Source organism: Streptomyces sp. NPDC097640 (assembly GCF_040302705.1).
In the GTDB taxonomy this organism is placed as follows: domain Bacteria; phylum Actinomycetota; class Actinomycetes; order Streptomycetales; family Streptomycetaceae; genus Streptomyces.
The window spans coordinates 44,991-64,579 of sequence record NZ_JBEOSB010000030.1 but is presented as its reverse complement, the minus strand read 5'-3'; the positions used below and the strand labels follow the sequence as shown (position 1 = coordinate 64,579).

Genomic DNA, 19,589 nt, shown 5'->3' with positions numbered 1-19,589 from the left:
TCAGACGCGTTCAGTCTCCAGGATCACCGGCGCAGTCGGGGGTCCCTCGTCGAGCAGCCTACGCAACAGTGCCACGAGCCGTGTCGGGTACACCGGCTCCCGCACCTCCGCCAGTTCCTCCAGCGTCCACCACCGCAGCCCCGTGACGCTGCGCCGCTCCAGCTCCGTCTGGCCCCCGGTCCACGCCGCGGGCTGCTCCGTACGCCCCAGGTAGTACCACTCGTCCTGGTCCCAGCGCCGCCCGTCGAACGGGAAGGAGCACACCCGCCGCCACAGCACGGGCCCCAGCTCCACCTCCGTGATCCCCGTCTCCTCCGCCAGCTCCCGGCGCGCCGCCTGCTCCCGGCTCTCGTCGCCCTCCAGCCCGCCGCCGGGGGTGAACCACCAGGTCGTCGACGGATCCTCGGGCTCGAAGCCGTGGATCAGCAGAATCCGGTCCCGCGAGTCGAGCAGAACCACCCGCGCGACCTTGCGCAGGCCCTCGCCGCGGCCGTCAGAGCCGGTCCCGTCAGACATCGGCGGCCACCTCCGCTTTCCGCGCGGGCCGCTTGCCACCGCGCCCCCGCAGGCGCGCCAGCGGCCCGTACGCCGCGCCGCCCAGGATGAGCACCGCGCCGACCACGGCGGAGATCAGGATGAGCCGCAGCGGCCCCGGCTGCGAGACGCCGCCCGGCAGCGCCCCGAACGCCTCCGGCCGATCCAGCAGCCCCAGGTCCAACGGCCAGGCCAGGGCGTCCACCCGGCCGCTCACCGCGCCGCGCGAAACGGCCCCGTCCGTGCCGTCGGCCAGATGCACACGGGAGTCCAGGGAGTCGTTGCGGTGGTCGCCCAGCAGAAACAACTTGCCCTTGGGCACCGGGGCCGAGAAGGTGGTGGGCGAGGCCGGTCCCTTGCTGTGCAGATACGGTTCCTCGAGGGGCTTGCCGTTCACCGTCACCCGGCCCTGCTTGTCGCAGCAGGCGACCGTGTCCCCGCCGATCCCGATGACCCGCTTGACCATCGGCAGATCGCCCCAGACCGAGTCCTTGAAGACGACCACGTCGCCACGGCGCACCTCATCGCCGTCTATTCGCTCGGCGAGCACGCGATCGCCCTGGCCGATGGTGGGCGCCATCGAGTCGGTCGGGACCGTGTACGGCTTGTAGACCACCGCTCCCCAGACGAACGCGCCCAGGAAGAGCACGAAGCCGACACCGACGGCCAGCCCGGACAACACGCTCCCGAGCCCCTTGCCGCCTCCGACCTGCCGGGCTCCGCTCATTCCAGTGCTCCTGCCTCACATCGCAGACGTAGATCAGGCGTAGATCAGCGCCCTACCCGCCGGTACGGACCTCAGGCGGTCGCCGCTTCGCGCTCCTTGCGGACGAGCCGCCGACGCCGCCACAGCACGATCGGCACCGCGCCCGCGAGCCCCAGCGCCGAGGGGGCCACGGAGGCCGCCGCGCTCAGCCCCGGCTGGTCGAAGGTGCCGGGGACGGAGAGGGTGGACCAGCGGTCGATCGGCCAGGCGACCACGATGGCCCGCCCGACGACCTTGTCCACGGAGACCGTGCCATTGTCCAGATTCTGGTGGTACCGGGAGTCCAGCGAGTCCTGGCGGTGGTCGCCCATCACCCAGATCCGGCCCTTGGGCACTGTGATCGGGCCGAACGGCTTGTCGTCGCAGGGCGTGTTCCCGGGGAAGATGTACTTCTCCTCGTTCAGCGCCTTGTCGTTGACCTTGACCGGTCCGCCCTTCTGGCACTCGACCTTGTCCCCGCCGACCGCGATGACCCGCTTGATCAGGTCTTTCTCCTCCGCGGACGGCATCAGGCCGATAAAGCTGAGCACCCGCTGGACGCCCCTGGCGAGCGGACCCGAGTCGGACTGCTGGGTCTCGCCGAGCCAGCCGCCCGGGTCATGGAAGACGACGACCTCGCCGCGCTCCGGCTCGGCGCCGAACCACGGGGTCAGCTTGTCCACCAGCACCCGGTCACCGCGCTGCAAAGTGTTCTGCATCGAGTCGGAGGGGATGGAGAACGCCTGCACCAGGAAAGTCTTGATCAGCAGGGCGAGCAGCAGCGCGATACCGACGAGAATCGGCAGCTCTCTCCAGAACGAGCGCTGCGCCTTGCTCTTGTCCCTGTCCTTGGCCTGGTCGTCCTTGTCCCCCTCGTTCTCCTTCTTCCCCTCGGGGTCGGAAGGATCCGCGGGATCCGAGGAGCCCGAGGAGCCCGGGGGATCCCCGGCGCCAGGGGGATCCGAGGGGCCCGGCTTGCCGAGAGAGACCGGAGATTCAGGAGAGCCCGGAGCGGCCGGTGCGCCGCCCGCCGACGGGGCCGCGGCGTCCGTCGCACCGGAGCCCTCCGGCGTCTCGGGGGCCCCGCCCGTAGGCGCACCCGCTGGGCGCGCCTCGTGCGTGGGTGGCTCTCCGCTCTCCCCCGGTTGCCTTTCGGGCTCTTCGTGACCGGATCGAGCGCCGACCGCCAAATCCCCCACATTCACTCCTCACGCCGCACTGCCGCCCACGCCACGAACGGCGCAGGCCCACCACTCCCATAACGAGCGGGAGTTCCGCAGGGGTCGGGAGCTGGACCAACCCTTGCTGATCCGAGGACAGCCTATGCGGCGAGCCGCGCGCCTGCGTCGCCCCACTCGGCGCGTCCTTCACTGAGGCATATGTCTCAGGTTCTTCCAGGCCCCGCCAATGGCCGAACGGCCACGCGATCACCACGGCCCGGCCGACGACCAGGTCGTCCGAGACGGTTCCCTGGCCGGGCTCGTCCAGGTGGACCCGGGAGTCCGCCGAATTGGCCCGGTGGTCGCCCATCACAAAGAGCCGCCCCTGGGGGACGGTCACCTTGAAACGGCGCTCCGAAGGCACATTACCGGGGTGTAGATACGGCTCGTCCAGCGGCGTGCCGTTGACCGTCACCCGTCCGTTCTGGTCGCAGCAGACCACCGTGTCGCCGCCGACCCCGACCACCCGCTTGATCAGATCCTGCTCGTTCGAGGACGGCAGCAGCCCGATCCAGGTCAGGAACTCCTTGCCCTGCTTGATGACCACCGGGTCCGCCTTGGACGGCTTCCGCTCGTCCTCGAGCCAGCCCCCGGGGTCCTTGAACACCACCACATCGCCGCGCGACGGCTTCGAGCCGAACCATGGTGTGAGTTTGTCCACGAGCACCCGGTCGCCGATCCTGATCGTCTGCTCCATCGAGCCCGACGGGATCACAAACGCCTGCACCAGAAAAGTCTTGAGCACCAGGGCGATCACCAGCGCCACCCCGATCAGGATCGGGATCTCCTTCATGGCCGAACGGCGCCGTCTGCGCTTGATCCGGCGCTGCACCTTGCGCCGCTCCGCACGCCCGCCCAGACGCGGTCCGGTGCGCGGCACGCCCACGCCGTGCGCGGGAACGGGGCGGCGGGTCCCGTGCCGGGACCGTCCACGGTTACCCATGCGCCCCGCCCGCGGCCGGCTCCGGCACGCGCCCGAAGGCCGCCGGGCGGTCCACTCCGGTCCAGCGGCCGACCGGCCAGCCGATCCAGTCGGCGCGTCCGATCACCTTGTCGACCGGGACCGTGCCCCCGCCGGGGTCGCCGAGGTGATCCCGCGAGTCCCTGGAATCACTGCGGTGGTCCCCCATCACCCACAGCCTGCCCTCCGGCACCACGATGTCGAACGGGACCTGTGACGGGGCATCCCCCGGAAACAGGTAGTCCTCGTCCACCGGCTCCCCGTTCACCTCGATCCTCCCCCGCTTGTCGCAGCACCTGACCCGGTCACCACCCACGCCCACGACACGCTTGATGTAGTCGGTCTCGGCCGGTTCGGCCAGCCCGACCGCCGCGGCCGCCTCCCGCAGCAGCGCCGCCACCGAGTTCCCGTCCGGCTCCTCCTGGACGAAGGACCCGGTGCCGTCGAACACGATGACGTCACCGCGGCGCGGCGTGTCACCGAAACGGTACGCCAGCTTGTTCACCAGGACCCGGTCTCCGGGCCGAAACGTGTTCTCCATCGATCCGCTGGGGATCAGGAAAGGCTGCACCACGAAGGCGGTCAGCAGAAGGACGAAGGCGAGACAGGCCGCCACGAGCACCCCGGCCCGCCGCCAGGGCCCGCCCCCGGTGAGCCAACGGAGCCCCCGCCCGAGCGCCGGCCCGGAGCCCGTACGCGAAGAGCGCGACCGCTCCTCCTGACCCTCGTGAGGGCCGGAGGAGCGATCGCGCTCCGAGAGCTGTGCGTCGGTCTCCATCGGGCCAGAGCCTATCCGGCCCGCCTGTACCGTCCGGCAGTAGCTCAGTTGTCGCGCAAAACTCAGTTGTCGCGCTTCTCCTTGATCTTCGCGGCCTTGCCGCGGAGGTCACGCAGGTAGTACAGCTTGGCGCGGCGGACGTCACCGCGGGTGACGACCTCGATCTTCTCGACGATCGGGGTGTGCACCGGAAAGGTGCGCTCGACGCCGACGCTGAAGCTCACCTTGCGGACGGTGAAGCTCTCGCGGACACCAGAGCCCTGGCGGCGGATGACGACGCCCTTGAACTGCTGGACACGGGAGCGGTTGCCCTCGATGACGCGGACGTGGACGTTGACCGTGTCGCCGGGGCGGAAGGTCGGGATGTCGCTGCGCAGCGACGCGGCGTCGACGGAGTCGAGCACGTGAGACATGATCGTCTGCTTTCCTCGCCGATGCCACAGGTCATCAGCGGTATATCGGATGATGATTCGGATTGCCGCCTGGTCGGGCGGGCGTCGATCCCCCTGTGGCAGGGGCGCGCGCCGGACGTACGGCAGCGGCCTATTCTTCCACGACCGGACCCGGCCGCCCAAATCCGGGCTCTTTATTGTGTTCGCTCACCTCCGGGCGCTCGGGTCCTCCCCCAGCTACCGCTGGGCGGTGCCCCCCATCGACGGGCTTCGTCGCGCGGTCACTCGTCCCTCGCTCCCTCCTCCTCAGCCCTTTCGACAGCGGCGCGCCCTTTGGCTCGCTCACTGGTACCTCTTCCCAGCCCAGTTCCGCCAGGAGCTTCCGGTCGTGCTTGTCCAGCGCCGTCGGGTCGCAGCGCGCTATGAGGTCCGGGCGGTTGCGGCTGGTGCGGCGGAACGCCTCGTCCCGGCGCCAGCGCGCGACGTTGCCGTGGTGGCCGCTGAGCAGCACCTCCGGGATGCCCCGGCCGCGCCACTCCGGCGGCTTGGTGTAGACGGGCCCCTCCAGCAGATCGGCCATCGCGCCGGGGGCGAAGGAGTCGTCGCGGTGCGACTCGGCGTTGCCCAGCACCCCGGGCAGCAGCCGGGCCACGGCCTCCGTGATCACCAGAACCGCGGCCTCCCCGCCGGCCAGCACATAGTCGCCGATGGAGATCTCGTACACATCCAGCCGCTCGGCGTACTCGTCGATCACCCGGCGGTCGATGCCCTCGTAGCGGGCCGGGGTGAAGACCAGCCAGGGGCGCTCGGCGAGCTCGACGGCGAGGGCCTGGGTGAACGGGCGGCCGGTCGGGGTGGGCACGACCAGCGCGGGCAACGGCGGCGCCCCGTCCGCGCCGGTCCCCGACGCGATGATCTCGTCGAGCGCCTCGCCCCACGGCTCGGGCTTCATGACCATGCCGGGGCCGCCGCCGTACGGGGTGTCGTCGACGGTGTTGTGCCGGTCGTGCGTCCAGCCGCGCAGGTCATGGACGCGTACGTCCAGCTGTCCGCGGGCGCGCGCCTTGCCGACCAGCGAGACGTTCAGCGGCTCCAGATACTCCGGAAAGATCGTGACGACGTCCAGCCGCATCATGCGCCCCCGCGCTCGGCGCCGCCCTCGCCGCGGGCGACCTCGGCCTCGGTCTCGTCGAGCAGTCCGGGCGGCGGGTCGATGACGGCGCGCTGCTCCTCGAGATCGATCTCCGGCACCACCTCGGAGACAAAGGGGATCATCACATCGCTGCCGTCGGGCCGCCGGACGATCAGCAGGTCCTGGTACGGCAGATGGGAGATCTCCGCGATCCGGCCGACCTCCGTGCCGTCGACCGTGACCACGTCCAGGTCGATCAGCTGATGGTCGTAGAACTCCTCGGGGTCCTCGGGAGTCTCCTCGGGATCGACCTCCGCGATGAGCAGGGTGCCGCGCAGCGCCTCGGCCGCCGTGCGGTCCGCGACCCCCGTGAAGCGCAGCAGCAGGCGGCCGCTGTGCACCCGGCCGGTCTCGATGGTCAGCGGCCCGACGGAGGCGGGCTCGGTGGCCAGAACGGCACCCGGGCCGAGCCGAAGCTCCGGCTCGTCGGTGCGCACCTCGACGGTGAGCTCACCCTTGATGCCGTGGGCGCGGCCGATCCGCGCCACAACCAACTGCACTGTTCCCAGTTCCCTTCACGCACACGGGCCGGGGACGGCCCATAGCCCTCCCCGGCCCGTGCCGGTGCTCTTCTTGACGCTGCTCAGCGAACCTGGTCCACGTCGACGAGGTCGACGCGGATACCACGGCCGCCGATGGCGCCCACGACGGTGCGCAGGGCGCGGGCGGTGCGGCCGTTACGGCCGATCACCTTGCCGAGGTCGTCGGGGTGCACCCGGACCTCCAGCACCTGCCCGCGCCGCAGGTTGCGCGAGGCGACCTGCACTTCGTCGGGGTTGTCGACAATGCCCTTCACCAAGTGCTCGAGGGCCTCCTCGAGCATGCTCAGGCCTCGGTCGACGCGGTCGACTCGGCCGCCGCGTCAGCGGCCGCCTCGTCCGACTTCTTCTCGGACTTCTTCGCCTTCGGGGTGATCGCCTCACCCTTCGGCTCGGCGCCGCTGTCCTTGGCGGCGGCCTCGAACAGGGCGCGCTTGTCGGCCTTCGGCTCGGCGACGAGCATCGGGGCCGGGGCGGGCAGGCCCTTGAACTTCTGCCAGTCGCCGGTGACCTTCAGGATGGCGAGCACCGGCTCGGTCGGCTGCGCGCCGACACCCAGCCAGTACTGCGCACGCTCCGAGTCGACCTCGATGCGCGAGGGGTTCTGCACCGGGTGGTACAGACCGATCTCCTCGATGGCCCGGCCGTCACGGCGGGTACGGGAGTCGGCGACGACGATGCGGTAGTGAGGCGAACGGATCTTGCCCAGACGCTTCAGCTTGATCTTGACTGCCACGGGAGTGGTGTCTCCTGGTCTTGACGTGATTGAGCACCGCGAAGTGCCGCGTGGGGTTGCGGTACCCGAGTGCCCGATGGACGCGTCAGCCGGAGGAGAGAGGGGTCCTGGTCGGCTGTCGAGTACAGCTGACCATTGTGCCACACCGCACCGGCTCACCCGACCGCGGCCACCGGCTCCGGGATACGGAACGGCTTTCCGCACCCCCCGCACATGATCGGCGCCTGGGCCAGCACCGACGGCACGACGCGGACATTGCGCCCGCAGTCGCAGACCGCCTTCACACGGACCCCACCGCCGGACGAACCATGCCGGGCGGCCGGCCCGCGGAAGGTGCGGGTGGTGTCGGCGGCGGTCGCGACGGTGTGCGCCTTGAGGGCGCGCTGAAGCCGGTCGATGGTCGTCCGATAGCGCCTTCTCGCCTCGGGACTGAGCGTGACCAGGGAGAAGCCGCTGCTCGGATGCGGCTCATCGGAATGGTCCAGCCCCAGCTCCTCGGCGATGGCCAGGAATCGGCGGTTGTGATAGCGGCCGGCGCGCGAGGTGTCACGGACACCTCGCGCCGCGGCAATGCCATGGACTGCCTCGTGCAGCAGCCGTTCGAAGGAGAGCTCGGCGCCACATGCGGACGACGACTCTCCGATCAGCGATTCGGGCGCGGCGAGATCCGGCAGCTCGGGGTGGTGCCGTTGAATATCGGCCCACGCCTGCGCCAGCTCTGCGGCGAGTACAGGTGGTGTCGTGCTCACGTCGTGATAACGACCGGGGAGCGCCCGGTGTTCCGATTCCGGGGCATCGCAAATATTTTGCACGTACCAGTCAGTTCAGCGCTGATGCGCCCCGAGGAGGGCGGGTGCGCAAATGTGTGGATGAGCCACCCACCGCGCACCAAGGCGGTACGTAACGCCCCGCCCGCTCGCCCCGGGCCCTACTCAGTAAGCGCGCGCGACAAAGGCGACGTTACCGGGCGCATCATCCGCGTCCGGCACCGACCCGTCCTCGGCCACCAGGCACCGCACGGACACGGCCTGCTCGGCGAGGGCCGCCTCCCCCTCCGGGCCGAGGTCCGCCCACCGGATCCGCGCCCAGCCGCCCGCCGCCGCGGCCTCGGCGGCCTCCTCCACGGTCCGCACGTCCACGGTCCGGGACTCGCGCCGCTTCCGCGCCTGGCGCAGCAGCAGCGCCTGGTCCTCCTCCAGGACCTTCGGCAGCAGATCCGGCAGCGCGTCCAGGCTCACCGGCTCCTTGCCGCCCGGAATCCGCCGCGCCACCATCGCGGTGCCGCCCTCCAGGTCGCGCGGGCCGACCTCGACCCGCACCGGGACGCCCTTGAGCTCCCAGTCCACGGCGCGGCGGCCGAACGGGGTGTCCGTACGGTCGTCGACCCGGACCCGCACCCCGGCCGCCGCCAGCCGGTCGCCGATCTCGCGGACCTTGGCCAGCACCGCCTCGTCGCCCTTGATGGCCAGCACGACGACCTGGACGGGAGCCAGCCGCGGCGGAACGCGCAGCCCGCTGTCGTCGCCGTGCATCATCACCAGCGCGCCGATCATGCGGGTGGTGCTGCCCCAGGAGGTCTGCCAGACCAGCTCCTGCTTGCCTTCCCTGGACAGGAACTGGGTGTTGAAGGCCCGCGCGAAGTTCTGGCCCAGCTCATGGCTGGTACCCAGCTGGAGCGCCTTGCCGTCGCCCATCATCCCTTCCAGGGTGAGGGTGTTGATGGCGCCCGCGAAGCGCTCCTTGGCCGTCTTGCGGCCCAGGACGACATCCATGGCCAGCACGTTCTCCATGAAGTCCGCGTAGACGTGCCGGTGGATACGGGCGGCGAAGTCGCGTGCGTCCTCGAACGTGGCGTGGGCGGTGTGCCCCTCCTGCCACAGGAACTCGGAGGTGCGCAGGAACAGCCGCGGCCGCAGCTCCCAACGCACCACATTGGCCCACTGGTTGATCAGCAGCGGCAGATCGCGGTAGCTCTGCACCCACTTCGAGAAGTACTCGTTGATGATCGTCTCGGAGGTGGGCCGGACGACCACGGGCTCCTCGAGCTTCTTGCCGCCGCCGTGGGTGACGATGGCGAGCTCGGGCGCGAAACCCTCGACGTGCTCCGCTTCCTTGGTCAGATACGACTGCGGGATGAAGAGCGGGAAGTACGCGTTCTGCACGCCCTCGGCCTTGATCCGGGCGTCCATGTCCTGCTGCATCCGCTCCCAGAGCCCGTAGCCGTACGGTCGGATGACCATGGTGCCGCGCACCGGGCCGTTGTCGGCCAGCTCGGCCTTGTTGATCAGATCCTGGTACCAGCGCGGAAAATCCTCCGCCTGGGGGGTGAGAACGGGAGCCTTCGCCATGGCGCCGATCGTACGGCGACGGCGCGCCCAACCGTGAATCTGTTTGGTGGGGGCCGCTTTTTTCAGGGCTCGTTTTCGGGGCCAGGTTCAAGGGCCCGGTTCCAAGGGCTCGTTTTCAAGGACCCGCGCCGGGGGGCGCACAACCGGGGCACGCAAGCATGGCCGCGAAAGCTCTGGACGCGCGGACGGATGCGCAGTTCCCTGGCCTACGGGGGTGGATCGCGCGGCGCACAACGGTGACACAAGCCTGGGCTCATGACACTGCTCTGCTCTCGTCGGATTGGGGCGCATTCCATGGCATCTACGCTCGTACGGCAACACCTCCCGTACCCCCCGCACCCCGCCCCGTCGCACACGGCGCCACCGCGCACCCGCGCCCGCGACTGGGCGGAGATACAGGAACGGATGCTGGTGCCGCTGTACGAGGCCGCGTACGAGCGGCTGGAGGTGGGCGCCGGGACCCGGCTGCTGGGTCTGGGCTGCGGCTCGGGACTGGCCCTCCTTCTGGCGGCGGCGCGCGGCGCCGCGGTGTGCGGGGTGGACCCGGACGAAGAGCGTCTGGCGCTCGCCCGCGAGCGGCTGGGCGACGGCGGCCTGGAGAGCGTCCTGACGGCGGCGACTGTGACGGCGACGGCGGCGAGCGGCTTCACCGTGGTCACCGCCTTCGAGCCGCTGTCGGCCCTCGGAACGGACGGTGGCGCCGATGCCCTGGCCGAGCGGCTGACCGCGGCTGCCGCCCTCGCCGAGCCCGGCAGCCCGGTCGTCCTGGCCGGCTGGGGCCCACCGGAGCGGTGCGCCACCTCCGCGGTGCTTCGGGTGGGCGCGCGGCTGGCCGACCCCATGTGCTCCCCGGCCCGCTGGCGGCCCTGCGGCCGGGACGACCTGGAGCGCCTCGCCCAGCGGGCCGGGCTGCGGCCCAACGGTTCGGGCCGGGTGGCCTGCCCTTTCGGATACGCCGACATGGACAGCGCGGTGCGCGGGCTGCTGTCGACCGGGCTGTTCGACGCGGCGGAGCGGGCCACCGACGCCGTCCAGGTGCGCAAGGAGATCACCGAGGCGCTCCATCCGTACCGGCGCCAGGACGGCACGGTGTGGATGGAGAACGTGCTGCGCTATCTGATCGCGCGGGTGTGAAGGCCCGCGGGCCCCTCGGCCCGCCCGGCCCTCGCGTCCCGCTCAGCCCATGAACTTCTTGAACTCGTCGGGCAGTTCGAAGTCCTGTCCGCCCTGGCCGGCGGGCAGGCCGAACGCGCCGCCCGGCTGCCCCGCCTGCTCGCGACGGGCCGCGGCGGCCTGCTCGTCGGCCTTGCGCTTCATCGGGTTGCCCGAGCGCTGCTTGCCCTTGACCTTCTTCTGCGGCTTGCCCTTGCGCTTGGCGGCGCCACCGCCCATGCCCGGGATGCCAGGCATGCCGGGCATCCCGCCCTGGGCCATCTTCGACATCATCTTGCGCGCGTCGAAGAACCGCTCCACCAGGTTCTTGACCGCGCTCACCTCGACGCCGGAGCCGCGCGCGATACGGGCGCGGCGCGAGCCGTTGATGATGGTCGGGTCCTGGCGCTCGCCCGGGGTCATCGACTTGATGATCGCGGCGGTGCGGTCCACGTCCCGCTCGTCGAGGTTGTTGATCTGGTCCTTGATCTGGCCCATGCCCGGCAGCATGCCGAGCAGCTTGGAGATGGAGCCCATCTTGCGGACCTGCTCCATCTGCGACAGGAAGTCGTCGAGGGTGAACTCCTTGGGGCCCTTCGCCAGCTTGGCCGCCATCTTCTCGGCCTCTTGCTGGCTGAAGGTCTGCTCGGCCTTCTCGATCAGGCTGAGCATGTCGCCCATGCCCAGGATGCGGGACGCCATGCGGTCCGGGTGGAACGCGTCGAAGTCGTCCAGCTTCTCGCCGTTGGAGGCGAACATGATCTGACGGCCGGTGACATGCGCGATGGACAGCGCGGCACCGCCGCGCGCGTCGCCGTCGAGCTTGGAGAGCACCACGCCGTCGAAGCCGACGCCGTCGCGGAACGCCTCGGCGGTGTTCACCGCGTCCTGGCCGATCATCGCGTCGACGACGAAGAGGATCTCGTCGGGGCTGACCGCGTCGCGGATGTCCGCGGCCTGCTGCATCAGCTCCTGGTCGATGCCGAGGCGGCCGGCGGTGTCGACGATCACCACGTCGTGCTGCTTGGTCCTGGCGAACTCGATCGAGTCCTTGGCCACCTTCACCGGGTCGCCCACGCCGTTGCCCGGCTCGGGGGCGTAGACCGCGACGCCGGCCCGCTCGGCGACCACCGAGAGCTGGTTGACGGCGTTGGGGCGCTGGAGGTCACACGCGACCAGCAGCGGCGCGTGGCCCTGCCCCTTCAGCCAGCGGCCGAGCTTTCCGGCGAGCGTGGTCTTACCGGCACCCTGAAGGCCCGCGAGCATGATCACGGTCGGCGGCTGCTTGGCGAAGCGGAGGCGGCGGGTCTCGCCGCCGAGGATGCCGACCAGCTCCTCGTTGACGATCTTGATGACCTGCTGGGCGGGGTTCAGCGCCTGGGAGACCTCGGCGCCGAGCGCCCTCGCCTTGACCTGTTTGGTGAAGTCACGCACGACGGGAAGCGCGACGTCCGCCTCGAGCAGGGCGATCCGGATTTCACGCGCCGTGGCGTCGATGTCCGCCTCGGAGAGGCGGCCCTTGCCCCGGAGGTTCTTGAAAGTCGCTGCGAGGCGGTCGGAGAGGGTATCGAACACGGTGGTCGCGAATCCTTCGCTCGGATGTCGGGTCGGCGGTCGGCCTCCAAGGGTATCCGCCCGCCGCCCGAACGGTCTGCCCCCGGGCCGGTGCCGCGCTCCGCGGGGCCTTGGCCCCTCCCCGCCACTCCCCGCCCCTTCCCGAAACCAGGGCTCCGCCCCGGACAGGCCGGAGTGCGCGCTATGCGCTCAGCGCACGCTCGACCTGCTGGGCCACCTCCGCCGCGCGCATGGGCTGGAGCGGGGTGCCGGAGGCGTCCGTGACGTAGAAGGCGTCCACCGCGTTGGCGCCCAGCGTGCTGACGTGGGCGCTGCGCACCGTCACCCCCGCGTCCTCCAGCGCGCGGCCGATGCGGTGCAGCAGCCCCGGGGCGTCCTGGGCGCGCACCTCGATCACCGTGGCGAGCTGGGAGCTGCCGGGCGCCACGGTCACCCGCGGTGGCGGGGCGTGCACACCGCGGCGGCGCGGGTATTTGCGGTACGCGGCCTCGCGCTCCGCGAGCCGGGCCACTATGTCGAGCGAGCCGTCCAGGGCCCGTACCAGGTCCTTGCGCAGCCGCGCGGCCTGCGGCAGCGAGCCGTACTCCGCGGCCACCCGCCAGCTCAGCAGCAGCACGCCGGGCCCCTGCGCGGATACCGGCCGACGAGGCTCCGCCCCGGTCAGCTCCCCGGGCAGCTCGACGGCGCGCAGGTCCGCCGCCCGTACGGTCAGCCGGTGCAGCGCCAGCACGCCCGCCGCCGCGGGCAGCACGCCGGGCTGGTCGGGGACGGCGATCAGCAGCTCGACGCCGATGGGCTCCGCGCCGGTCTCCGCACCGGCCTCCAGGCCGGGCCCCTCGCCCGCCCCGGCCTGTCCGGCGGCCTCGGGGGTGCCGTCGGCCCGGCCCCCCGGCGGCAGCGCCTCCGAGCGCGCGTGCAGGGCCAGCACGGGGCCGCCGGTGCGCCAGGCCTCGATCGCCAGACGCTCCTGCTCGGCGGTGGTCTGCTGGGGCACGGACGGATCCGCCGCCGGTTCCCCGGCCAGGACCGCCGCGACCCGCTTGACCAGGTCGGCGACGAGCGAGCCGCGCCAGGCGCTCCAGGCCGCGGGGCCGGTGGCGAGCGCGTCGGCCTCGGTGAGGGCGTGCAGCAGCTCCAGCGTGGCCTGGGAGCCGACGGCCTCGGCGACCGAGCGCACGGTGGCGGGGTCGTCCAGGTCGCGGCGGGTGGCGGTCTCGATGAGCAGCAGGTGGTGGCGGACCAGGGTGGCCAGGACGGCGACGTCGGCGCGGTCGAAGCCGATCCGGGACGCCACGTCCCGGGCGATGGTCTCGCCCGCGACCGAGTGGTCCCCGGGCCAGCCCTTGCCGATGTCGTGCAGCAGCGCGGCGACCAGCAGCAGGTCGGGGCGGCCGACTCGGCGGCTCAGGGCGCTGGCCCGCACCGCGGTCTCGACGAGGTGGCGGTCGACGGTCCAGCGGTGCACGGGGTTGCGCTGGGGGCGGCAGCGCACCCGCTCCCAGTCCGGCAGCAGCCGGGTGATCAGCCCCTCGGCCTCCAGGTCCTCCCAGACCCCGACGGTGGACTCACCGGCGCCGAGCAGCGTGACCAGCTGTTCCCTGGCCTCGGGCGGCCACGGTACGGGCAGGGGCTGCGCGGCGGCGGCCAGGCGGCGTACGGCGTGCAGCGACAGCGGCAGCCCGGCCTGGGCGGCGGCGGCCGCGGCCCGCAGCGGCAGGACCGGGTCGCGCTCGGGGCGCGCGGCGCGCGCCAGCACCACCTCGCCGTCCTGCTCGACGACGCCCTCGGCGAGCGGGCTGCGCTCCCCCGCGTCCGCGGCGGCGGCCCCGGAGCCGCCCCGCCCTCGGCCGCCGAGGAGCCCGCGCAGCCGCGGCCGGGAGGACCGGGCGCGCAGCACCCGCTCGACCTCGCGCCAGGTGACATCGCTCGCGTAGGAGATGGTCCGGGCCGACTCGTACACCTGGCGCAGCAGCGTGTCGGCGTCCAGCAGGCCGAGCTCGGCCGCGACCTGGTCCTGCTCCTGGAGCGCGAGCCGGTCGGTGGCCCGCCCGGTGGTCAGGTGCAGCGCGTCGCGCGCGTCGAGCAGCTGCCGGCGGGCCTCGGCGAGGCCCTCGCGCGGGGCGTCGGCGAGCCAGGACGCGGCGATGGCGCGCAGCGCCGTCGCGTCGCGCAGCCCGCCGCGCGCCTCCTTGAGGTCCGGCTCCAGCAGGAACTGGAGCTCGCCGTGGCGCCGGGCGCGCTCCTGGCCCAGTTCGCGCAGCTCGGGCAGGCGCTTCGGGGCCTGGGCCCGCCAGTCGGCGAGCGCCGCGGTGCGCAGCCCCGCGGTGAGCGCGGCGTCGCCCGCGATGTGCCGGGCGTCCAGCAGGCCGAGGTGTGCCTTCAGGTCCTCGCCCGCGGTCTTGCGGGCCTGGTCGGGGGTGCGTACGGAGTGGTCGAGGGCCAGACCCATGTCCCACACCGGGTACCAGACGCGGTCCGCGAGCGTGGCGATGGCCGAGGCGTCCGCGGAGCCGTCGTGGAGCAGCAGCACGTCCAGGTCGCTGCGCGGGGACAGCTCGCCGCGCCCGTATCCGCCGACCGCCACCAGAGCGACGCCCTGGATGCCCTCGGCGCCCGGGGAGCCCTGGGCGCCCTTCGCGAGGCCGGCCTCCTGTGCCCCGCCGGCCAGCAGCGCGGCCAGCCACTGGTCGGTGAGTTCGGCGAGGGCGGTACGGCGCGGCGGCCCGGACCGCGACTCCTCCTGGAGGAGTCGCAGTCGGGCCGCCGCGTAGCCGCCGGGCGCCGAGTCGGTCGTCTCCGTCTTCGTCTCGACGTTTTCCGTCAACTCGGCTCCTTGATCACAGGGAAGGGCGTCCGGACCGTGGGGTGGCTCAGAGCGCGTCGGGGCCGCGCTCGCCGGTCCGTACCCGCACCGCGGTGTCGACGGGGACGCTCCACACCTTGCCGTCCCCGATCTTGCCGGTGCGGGCCGACTTGACCACGACCTCGATGAGGTCGTCGGCGTCGTCGTCCTCGACCAGCACCTCGATGCGGACCTTGGGCACCAGGTCGACGGTGTACTCGGCACCCCGGTAGACCTCGGTGTGGCCGCGCTGGCGGCCGTAACCGCTGGCCTCGGTGACGGTCAGGCCGTGGACCCCGAAGGCCTGGAGGGCTTCCTTGATCTCGTCCAGCCGGTGGGGCTTGACGACCGCGGTGATGAGCTTCACGCGTCCACCTTCTTGTTCTGCGGCGCACCCGCGCCGGTCTCGTCCTGGAGGGAGGCCACCGTATGACGCGCCACGTGCGCGGTTCCGACGGCGCTGAAGTCGTAGGCCGTCTCGGCGTGGTAGGCCTGGTCGAGGCCGCCGACCTCTTCGTCCTCAGTGGCCCGCAGGCCGATGGTGACGTCGATCGCCTTGGCGAGGATCCAGGAGACGACGAACGAGTAGATCAGGACCGTGAAGGCGCCGAGCGCCTGCTTGCCCAGCTGGTCCAGGCCGCCGACGCCGTCGGTGGCGAGGAGGCCGACCAGGAGGGTGCCCAGGATGCCGCCGACCAGGTGCACGCCGACCACGTCGAGCGAGTCGTCGTAGCCCAGCTTGTACTTCAGGCTGACCGCCCAGGAGCAGACGACGCCCGCGACGAGGCCGATGATGATCGCGCCCCAGGCGTTGACGGCCGCGCCGGAGGGGGTGATGGCGACGAGGCCCGCGACGGCGCCGGAGGCCGCGCCCAGCGTGGTGAAGGCGCCGTGCCGGATGCGCTCGTAGACGAGCCAGCCGAGCATCGCGACGCCGGTGGCGATCTGGGTGTTGAACGCCATGTTGGCGGCGGTGCCGTTGGCGGCGAGCGCGGAACCGGCGTTGAAGCCAAACCAGCCGAACCACAGCAGACCGGAGCCCAGCATCACCAGGGGCAGGTTGTGCGGCCGCATCGGGTCCTTCTTGAAGCCGATGCGCTTGCCGAGGACCAGGGCCACGGCGAGACCGGCCGCGCCCGCGTTGATGTGGACCGCCGTGCCGCCCGCGAAGTCGATGACTTCCTTCTTGAACAGCCAGCCGTCGGCCTGCCAGACCCAGTGGGCGACCGGGAAGTAGACGATGGTGACCCACACGGTGATGAACAGGGTCCAGGCGCCGAACTTGACCCGGTCGGCGACCGCACCGCTGATCAGCGCGGGGGTGAGGACCGCGAACATCAGCTGGAAGAAGGCGAAGGCGAATACCGGGATCGCGTCGGGCTTGCTGCCCCACAGCGACTCGGGATTGATGCCCTTGAAGCCGACGTGGTCCAGGTTGCCCAGCAGCCCGCCGCCGATGTCGTCACCGAAGGTGAGGGAGTAGCCGAACAGCACCCACAGGAGGCTGACGACGCCCAGGGCGATGAAGGACATCATCAGCATGTTGAGGGCGCTCTTCACCCGGACCATGCCGCCGTAGAAGAAGGCCAGGCCGGGGGTCATCAGCATCACGAGCGCGGCGCTGATCAATACGAACGCGGTATTTGCGCCATTCAATGTGGACGTCTCCTCGAAATGACGGCCCGTGCGGGCAGAACTCAGGTGGGCCGGTTTTCGCCACGAGGTTGGCGCAGCGCCGTTTCAGTCGATGCCGCTCGATGTTTCACGGCAGTGACGAAGGGCGCGGGAGTGTTACGCACTGATGAACTGGCACTGGACGGCCGGAGGGCCTTGTTACCGTCTCGCAACCATGGGTGGGGGGCTCAGACGGCCCGGGCCGCCTCCGTCGCGTCGGGCCCGTCGGACAGGTGGTCGGCGAGCCGCTCGCCGAGCTGAACGACCTCCGGAACGCTTCCGAAGTCGCGCATCGCCGTGTCCACGGTCTTGCGCAGCCGGTTGCTGACCCGCTCGGAGCGCACCCGGCGGGCGAGCGGCACGGCCTTCTCGGCGACCGCCGCGCATTCCTCGGGCTCCTTCTGGAGCAGGTGGACGGTGGCCAGGCCGATCAGGTTGAGCGCATACGAACGCTGGTGCCCGCCGTCCTGGGCCGCCTCCTGGCCGAAGAGGTCGACCGCGCGGCGCATCACGGGGTCGGCCAGCTTGGCGTAGGTCGGGCTGCGGCCGGCGACATAGGCGAGGTCGCGGTACGAGTGCGCGTTCTCCGCGTTGAGCTCGGCCTCGGAGAAGAAGCGGATCCAGTCCGGGTCCCCGTCGCCCGAGGCGCTCTCGGCGAAGGTGTCCTCGGCCATCTTCACGGCCCGGTGGCACTTGCTGGGCTGGCCCATATTGGCGTACGCGCGGGCCTCCATCGCATACAGCATGGCCTGGGTCCGCGGCGTCGCGCTCTCCCGGCTGCCGTACTGGGCGAGGTGGACCAGCTCCAGCGCGTCCTCCGGCCGCCCCACATGGATCATCTGGCGGCTCATGCTGGAGAGGATGTACGAGCCCAGGGGCCGGTCCCCGGACTCCTTCGCCGCGTGGAGGGCGAGGACGAAGTACTTCTGGGCGGTGGGCTGGAGCCCGATGTCGTAGCTCATCCACCCGGCGAGCTCGGCCAGTTCGCCCGCGACCTTGAAGAGCCGCTTGGAGACGGACTCGGGGTGCGGCTCCTGAAGCAGGTCCGTCACCTCGTGGAGCTGGCCCACCACCGCCTTGCGGCGCAGCCCGCCGCCGCACTGGGCGTCCCACTTCCGGAACATCACGATGGTGGACTCCAGCAGCTCCAGCTCGGGCTCGGAGAGCCGGGAGACCCGCCGGGAGCGGCCCGCCTCGGGCTGGGTGCGGCCGCCGGGCCGCCCGGAGGGGGAGGGCACCAGCCAGCGCTGCATGGGCTCGATCAGGGCGGGGCCCGCCGACAGCGCGAGGGAGGTGCCGAGGAAGCCGCGCCGGGCGAGCATCAGGTCGCTGCGCGAGAACTCGCCGATCAGCGCGACGGTCTCCGGGCCGGCCCAGGGCAGGTCGACGCCTGACACGGACGGTGACCTATGGGCGGTGCGCAGCCCGAGGTCCTCGATTCCGACCACGCAGCCGAAGCGGTCGGAGAACAGCTCGGAGAGGATTTGCGGAATGGGCTCGCGCGGCTGCTCGCCGTCGAGCCAGCGGCGCACCCGCGAGGTGTCGGTGCTGATGTGGTGGGCGCCCAACTGGCGTGCTCTGCGGTTCACTTGGCGCGCGAGCTCGCCTTTCGACCAGCCGCTGCGCACGAACCACGAACCCAACTGCGCGTTGGGACGCTTGTCAGCACCGCCGCCGTTGTCGCCCACTGGAATGCCCCCATCCCACGATTCCGCTCGCACCGCGACCAGAATGCCTTCTGTCACGGTCGGTTGTCCCCGCGATCCGCCGCATCAATCACCGGAGACGGGGGGTCATGCACTGAAAGTAATCTTACGATCACGCCTCCGGCGAGGAAGTTCGCTGAAACGCCACCATTCGCCACCCCTTCGAATGAACGCCACCGGCGATTCACGCGATTCACTTGACACCGGGCATCCGGAAACAGGTGGAAGGGTGCACACCGGGGCGCGCGCACAGCGTCTCACCACCTCTCGCACCGCCACACCACCGCCACACCACCGCACCGCAGCCGCAGCAGCACCGGTGGCGCCGCCTCCGGCTACGGAGCGCCACGGAGCCGCTTCTCTTCGTCATTCGATTCGTAACCATCGACAGGTCGACCCGTTGGAGGGGGCATGGACTTCACGATCGGCGGCATCCGGGACATGCGGCCGGGCGCGCGGCGCCGCGGCCGTACGTCCGAGTGCACGACGGTGGCGGAGTACACCGGCCTGTGGGGGTGGGACGTGGTGCCGGGCGCCCGCGCGGCCCGCGGCGCGAACGGCAGCAGAAACGAATGTTCATGCGGCGCGGCCGACTGCGCCGCCCCCGGCGAGCACCCTCTCGCCTTCGCCTCCGCCGTCCCGGCGGGCGCCACCCTGGACGACGCCACGGCGGCCTGGGAGCAGGTCCCGGGGGCCGCGGTGCTGCTGCCCGTGGGCACCTCGTTCGACGTGCTGGAGGTCGCCGAGCAGGCGGGGCGGCTCGCGCTGGTCCGGCTGGAGCGCATGGGACTGCCGCTCGGCCCGGTGACCGCCACGCCGCACGGCCGCGCCCAGTTCTTCGTCGCCCCCGGCGCCGCCGAGCAGCTGCCGCAGCTGCTCTACCGCATGGGCTGGGACGACGCCGGTCTTGACCTGCGCTGTCTGGGGCCCGGCGACCACATCACGGCCCCGCCCAGCGACCTCGGCGGGCTCGGCCCGGTCCGCTGGCTGCGCCCGCCCGTGCTGGACGAGGCGGGCCGGCCGCCGCACGCGCGGCTGCTGCTGGGCACGCTGGCGTACGCCGCCCATCGCGCGGGCGGCTGATCGGCCCCTCCTGGAGCCATACCGGCGGAAACGCTCCTGCGGTGCCGTCCCCGAAAACACAAAACGCTTCAGGCGCCCTGGGAAGGTCTCAGGGCGCCTGAAGCGCGTGGGG

General features: G+C 71.6%; 17 protein-coding genes and 2 pseudogenes. 2 read left to right on the top strand and 17 right to left on the bottom strand.

What is annotated here, in order from left to right; all coding sequences use genetic code 11:
* The 12 genes and pseudogenes from ABTY62_RS36870 to proS form a co-directional block, all read right to left on the bottom strand.
* Positions 1-516, bottom strand: a complete 516-nt coding sequence (locus ABTY62_RS36870; protein ID WP_352133757.1) for an NUDIX hydrolase — start codon at positions 514-516, stop codon at positions 1-3.
* A complete protein-coding gene (lepB, locus tag ABTY62_RS36865) occupies positions 509-1,261 on the bottom strand; it encodes a signal peptidase I (RefSeq protein ID WP_352133756.1) in 753 nt (250 codons plus the stop codon). The genes ABTY62_RS36870 and lepB (ABTY62_RS36865) overlap by 8 nt, the downstream gene beginning before the upstream one ends.
* Before the next feature lie 71 nt (positions 1,262-1,332).
* Complete coding sequence (gene lepB / locus ABTY62_RS36860; protein WP_502997593.1) at positions 1,333-2,469, bottom strand: signal peptidase I; 1,137 nt, start codon at positions 2,467-2,469, stop codon at positions 1,333-1,335.
* Positions 2,354-3,442 (bottom strand): annotated as a pseudogene (gene lepB, locus ABTY62_RS36855) (signal peptidase I); the annotation flags it as partial. The pseudogene lepB (ABTY62_RS36855) and the gene lepB (ABTY62_RS36860), both read right to left, overlap by 116 nt.
* Positions 3,435-4,238, bottom strand: a complete 804-nt coding sequence (lepB, locus tag ABTY62_RS36850) for a signal peptidase I (RefSeq protein ID WP_352133754.1) — start codon at positions 4,236-4,238, stop codon at positions 3,435-3,437. The gene lepB (ABTY62_RS36850) and the pseudogene lepB (ABTY62_RS36855), both read right to left, overlap by 8 nt.
* 62 nt (positions 4,239-4,300) lie before the next feature.
* A complete protein-coding gene (gene rplS / locus ABTY62_RS36845; protein ID WP_311727793.1) occupies positions 4,301-4,651 on the bottom strand; it encodes a 50S ribosomal protein L19 in 351 nt (116 codons plus the stop codon).
* Positions 4,652-4,976: 325 nt separating this feature from the next.
* Positions 4,977-5,762 (bottom strand): annotated as a pseudogene (gene trmD / locus ABTY62_RS36840) (tRNA (guanosine(37)-N1)-methyltransferase TrmD); the annotation flags it as partial.
* Positions 5,762-6,322 (bottom strand): ribosome maturation factor RimM, encoded by a 561-nt coding sequence (rimM, locus tag ABTY62_RS36835; protein ID WP_311727795.1) that lies wholly within the window; start codon positions 6,320-6,322, stop codon positions 5,762-5,764. The pseudogene trmD and the gene rimM, both read right to left, overlap by 1 nt.
* A gap of 83 nt (positions 6,323-6,405) precedes the next feature.
* The gene (locus ABTY62_RS36830; protein ID WP_030011889.1) at positions 6,406-6,645 is read right to left on the bottom strand and encodes an RNA-binding protein; all 240 of its coding nucleotides are present in this window, start codon (positions 6,643-6,645) and stop codon (positions 6,406-6,408) included.
* Between the two features lie 2 nt (positions 6,646-6,647).
* Positions 6,648-7,097 (bottom strand): 30S ribosomal protein S16, encoded by a 450-nt coding sequence (gene rpsP, locus ABTY62_RS36825; RefSeq protein WP_311727796.1) that lies wholly within the window; start codon positions 7,095-7,097, stop codon positions 6,648-6,650.
* A 155-nt stretch (positions 7,098-7,252) separates the two neighbouring features.
* Positions 7,253-7,846 carry a hypothetical protein gene (locus tag ABTY62_RS36820; RefSeq protein WP_311727797.1) on the bottom strand — a complete coding sequence of 198 codons (594 nt, stop codon included), beginning with the start codon at positions 7,844-7,846 and terminating at the stop codon, positions 7,253-7,255.
* A 183-nt stretch (positions 7,847-8,029) separates the two neighbouring features.
* On the bottom strand, positions 8,030-9,445 hold the full coding sequence (gene proS / locus ABTY62_RS36815) for a proline--tRNA ligase (RefSeq protein WP_352133753.1): 1,416 nt from the start codon (positions 9,443-9,445) through the stop codon (positions 8,030-8,032).
* 294 nt (positions 9,446-9,739) lie between these two features.
* Between proS and ABTY62_RS36810 the strand changes: the two genes are divergently transcribed.
* Entirely contained in the window at positions 9,740-10,579 is an 840-nt protein-coding gene (locus ABTY62_RS36810; RefSeq protein WP_352133752.1) for a methyltransferase domain-containing protein, read from the top strand.
* 42 nt (positions 10,580-10,621) lie between these two features.
* Here ABTY62_RS36810 and ffh read toward each other — a convergent pair whose 3' ends face one another.
* The 5 genes from ffh to nsdA all read right to left on the bottom strand — a co-directional run bounded on the left by ffh (position 10,622) and on the right by nsdA (position 18,376).
* On the bottom strand, positions 10,622-12,172 hold the full coding sequence (ffh, locus tag ABTY62_RS36805; protein ID WP_352133751.1) for a signal recognition particle protein: 1,551 nt from the start codon (positions 12,170-12,172) through the stop codon (positions 10,622-10,624).
* 181 nt (positions 12,173-12,353) lie between these two features.
* A complete protein-coding gene (locus ABTY62_RS36800) occupies positions 12,354-14,996 on the bottom strand; it encodes a [protein-PII] uridylyltransferase (RefSeq protein WP_352133750.1) in 2,643 nt (880 codons plus the stop codon).
* A gap of 46 nt (positions 14,997-15,042) precedes the next feature.
* Positions 15,043-15,381 (bottom strand): P-II family nitrogen regulator, encoded by a 339-nt coding sequence (locus tag ABTY62_RS36795; RefSeq protein WP_089510916.1) that lies wholly within the window; start codon positions 15,379-15,381, stop codon positions 15,043-15,045.
* Positions 15,378-16,670, bottom strand: a complete 1,293-nt coding sequence (locus tag ABTY62_RS36790) for an ammonium transporter (protein ID WP_352133749.1) — start codon at positions 16,668-16,670, stop codon at positions 15,378-15,380. Before ABTY62_RS36790 ends, ABTY62_RS36795 begins: the two co-directional genes overlap by 4 nt.
* A gap of 206 nt (positions 16,671-16,876) precedes the next feature.
* Positions 16,877-18,376 carry a transcriptional repressor NsdA gene (nsdA, locus tag ABTY62_RS36785; protein WP_352133807.1) on the bottom strand — a complete coding sequence of 500 codons (1,500 nt, stop codon included), beginning with the start codon at positions 18,374-18,376 and terminating at the stop codon, positions 16,877-16,879.
* A 429-nt stretch (positions 18,377-18,805) separates the two neighbouring features.
* Between nsdA and ABTY62_RS36780 the strand changes: the two genes are divergently transcribed.
* Entirely contained in the window at positions 18,806-19,477 is a 672-nt protein-coding gene (locus tag ABTY62_RS36780) for a bifunctional DNA primase/polymerase (RefSeq protein WP_352133748.1), read from the top strand.
* Positions 19,478-19,589 lie beyond the last annotated feature (112 nt).

Coding starts and splice junctions, on each gene's coding strand:
- ABTY62_RS36870 (WP_352133757.1), bottom strand. CDS start 516: ATGTCTGACGGGACCGGCTCTGACGGCCGCGGCGAGGGCCTGCGCAAG.
- rplS (WP_311727793.1), bottom strand. CDS start 4,651: ATGTCTCACGTGCTCGACTCCGTCGACGCCGCGTCGCTGCGCAGCGAC.
- ABTY62_RS36810 (WP_352133752.1), top strand. CDS start 9,740: ATGGCATCTACGCTCGTACGGCAACACCTCCCGTACCCCCCGCACCCC.
- ABTY62_RS36830 (WP_030011889.1), bottom strand. CDS start 6,645: ATGCTCGAGGAGGCCCTCGAGCACTTGGTGAAGGGCATTGTCGACAAC.
- ABTY62_RS36780 (WP_352133748.1), top strand. CDS start 18,806: ATGGACTTCACGATCGGCGGCATCCGGGACATGCGGCCGGGCGCGCGG.
- proS (WP_352133753.1), bottom strand. CDS start 9,445: ATGGCGAAGGCTCCCGTTCTCACCCCCCAGGCGGAGGATTTTCCGCGC.
- lepB (WP_352133754.1), bottom strand. CDS start 4,238: ATGGAGACCGACGCACAGCTCTCGGAGCGCGATCGCTCCTCCGGCCCT.
- lepB (WP_352133756.1), bottom strand. CDS start 1,261: ATGAGCGGAGCCCGGCAGGTCGGAGGCGGCAAGGGGCTCGGGAGCGTG.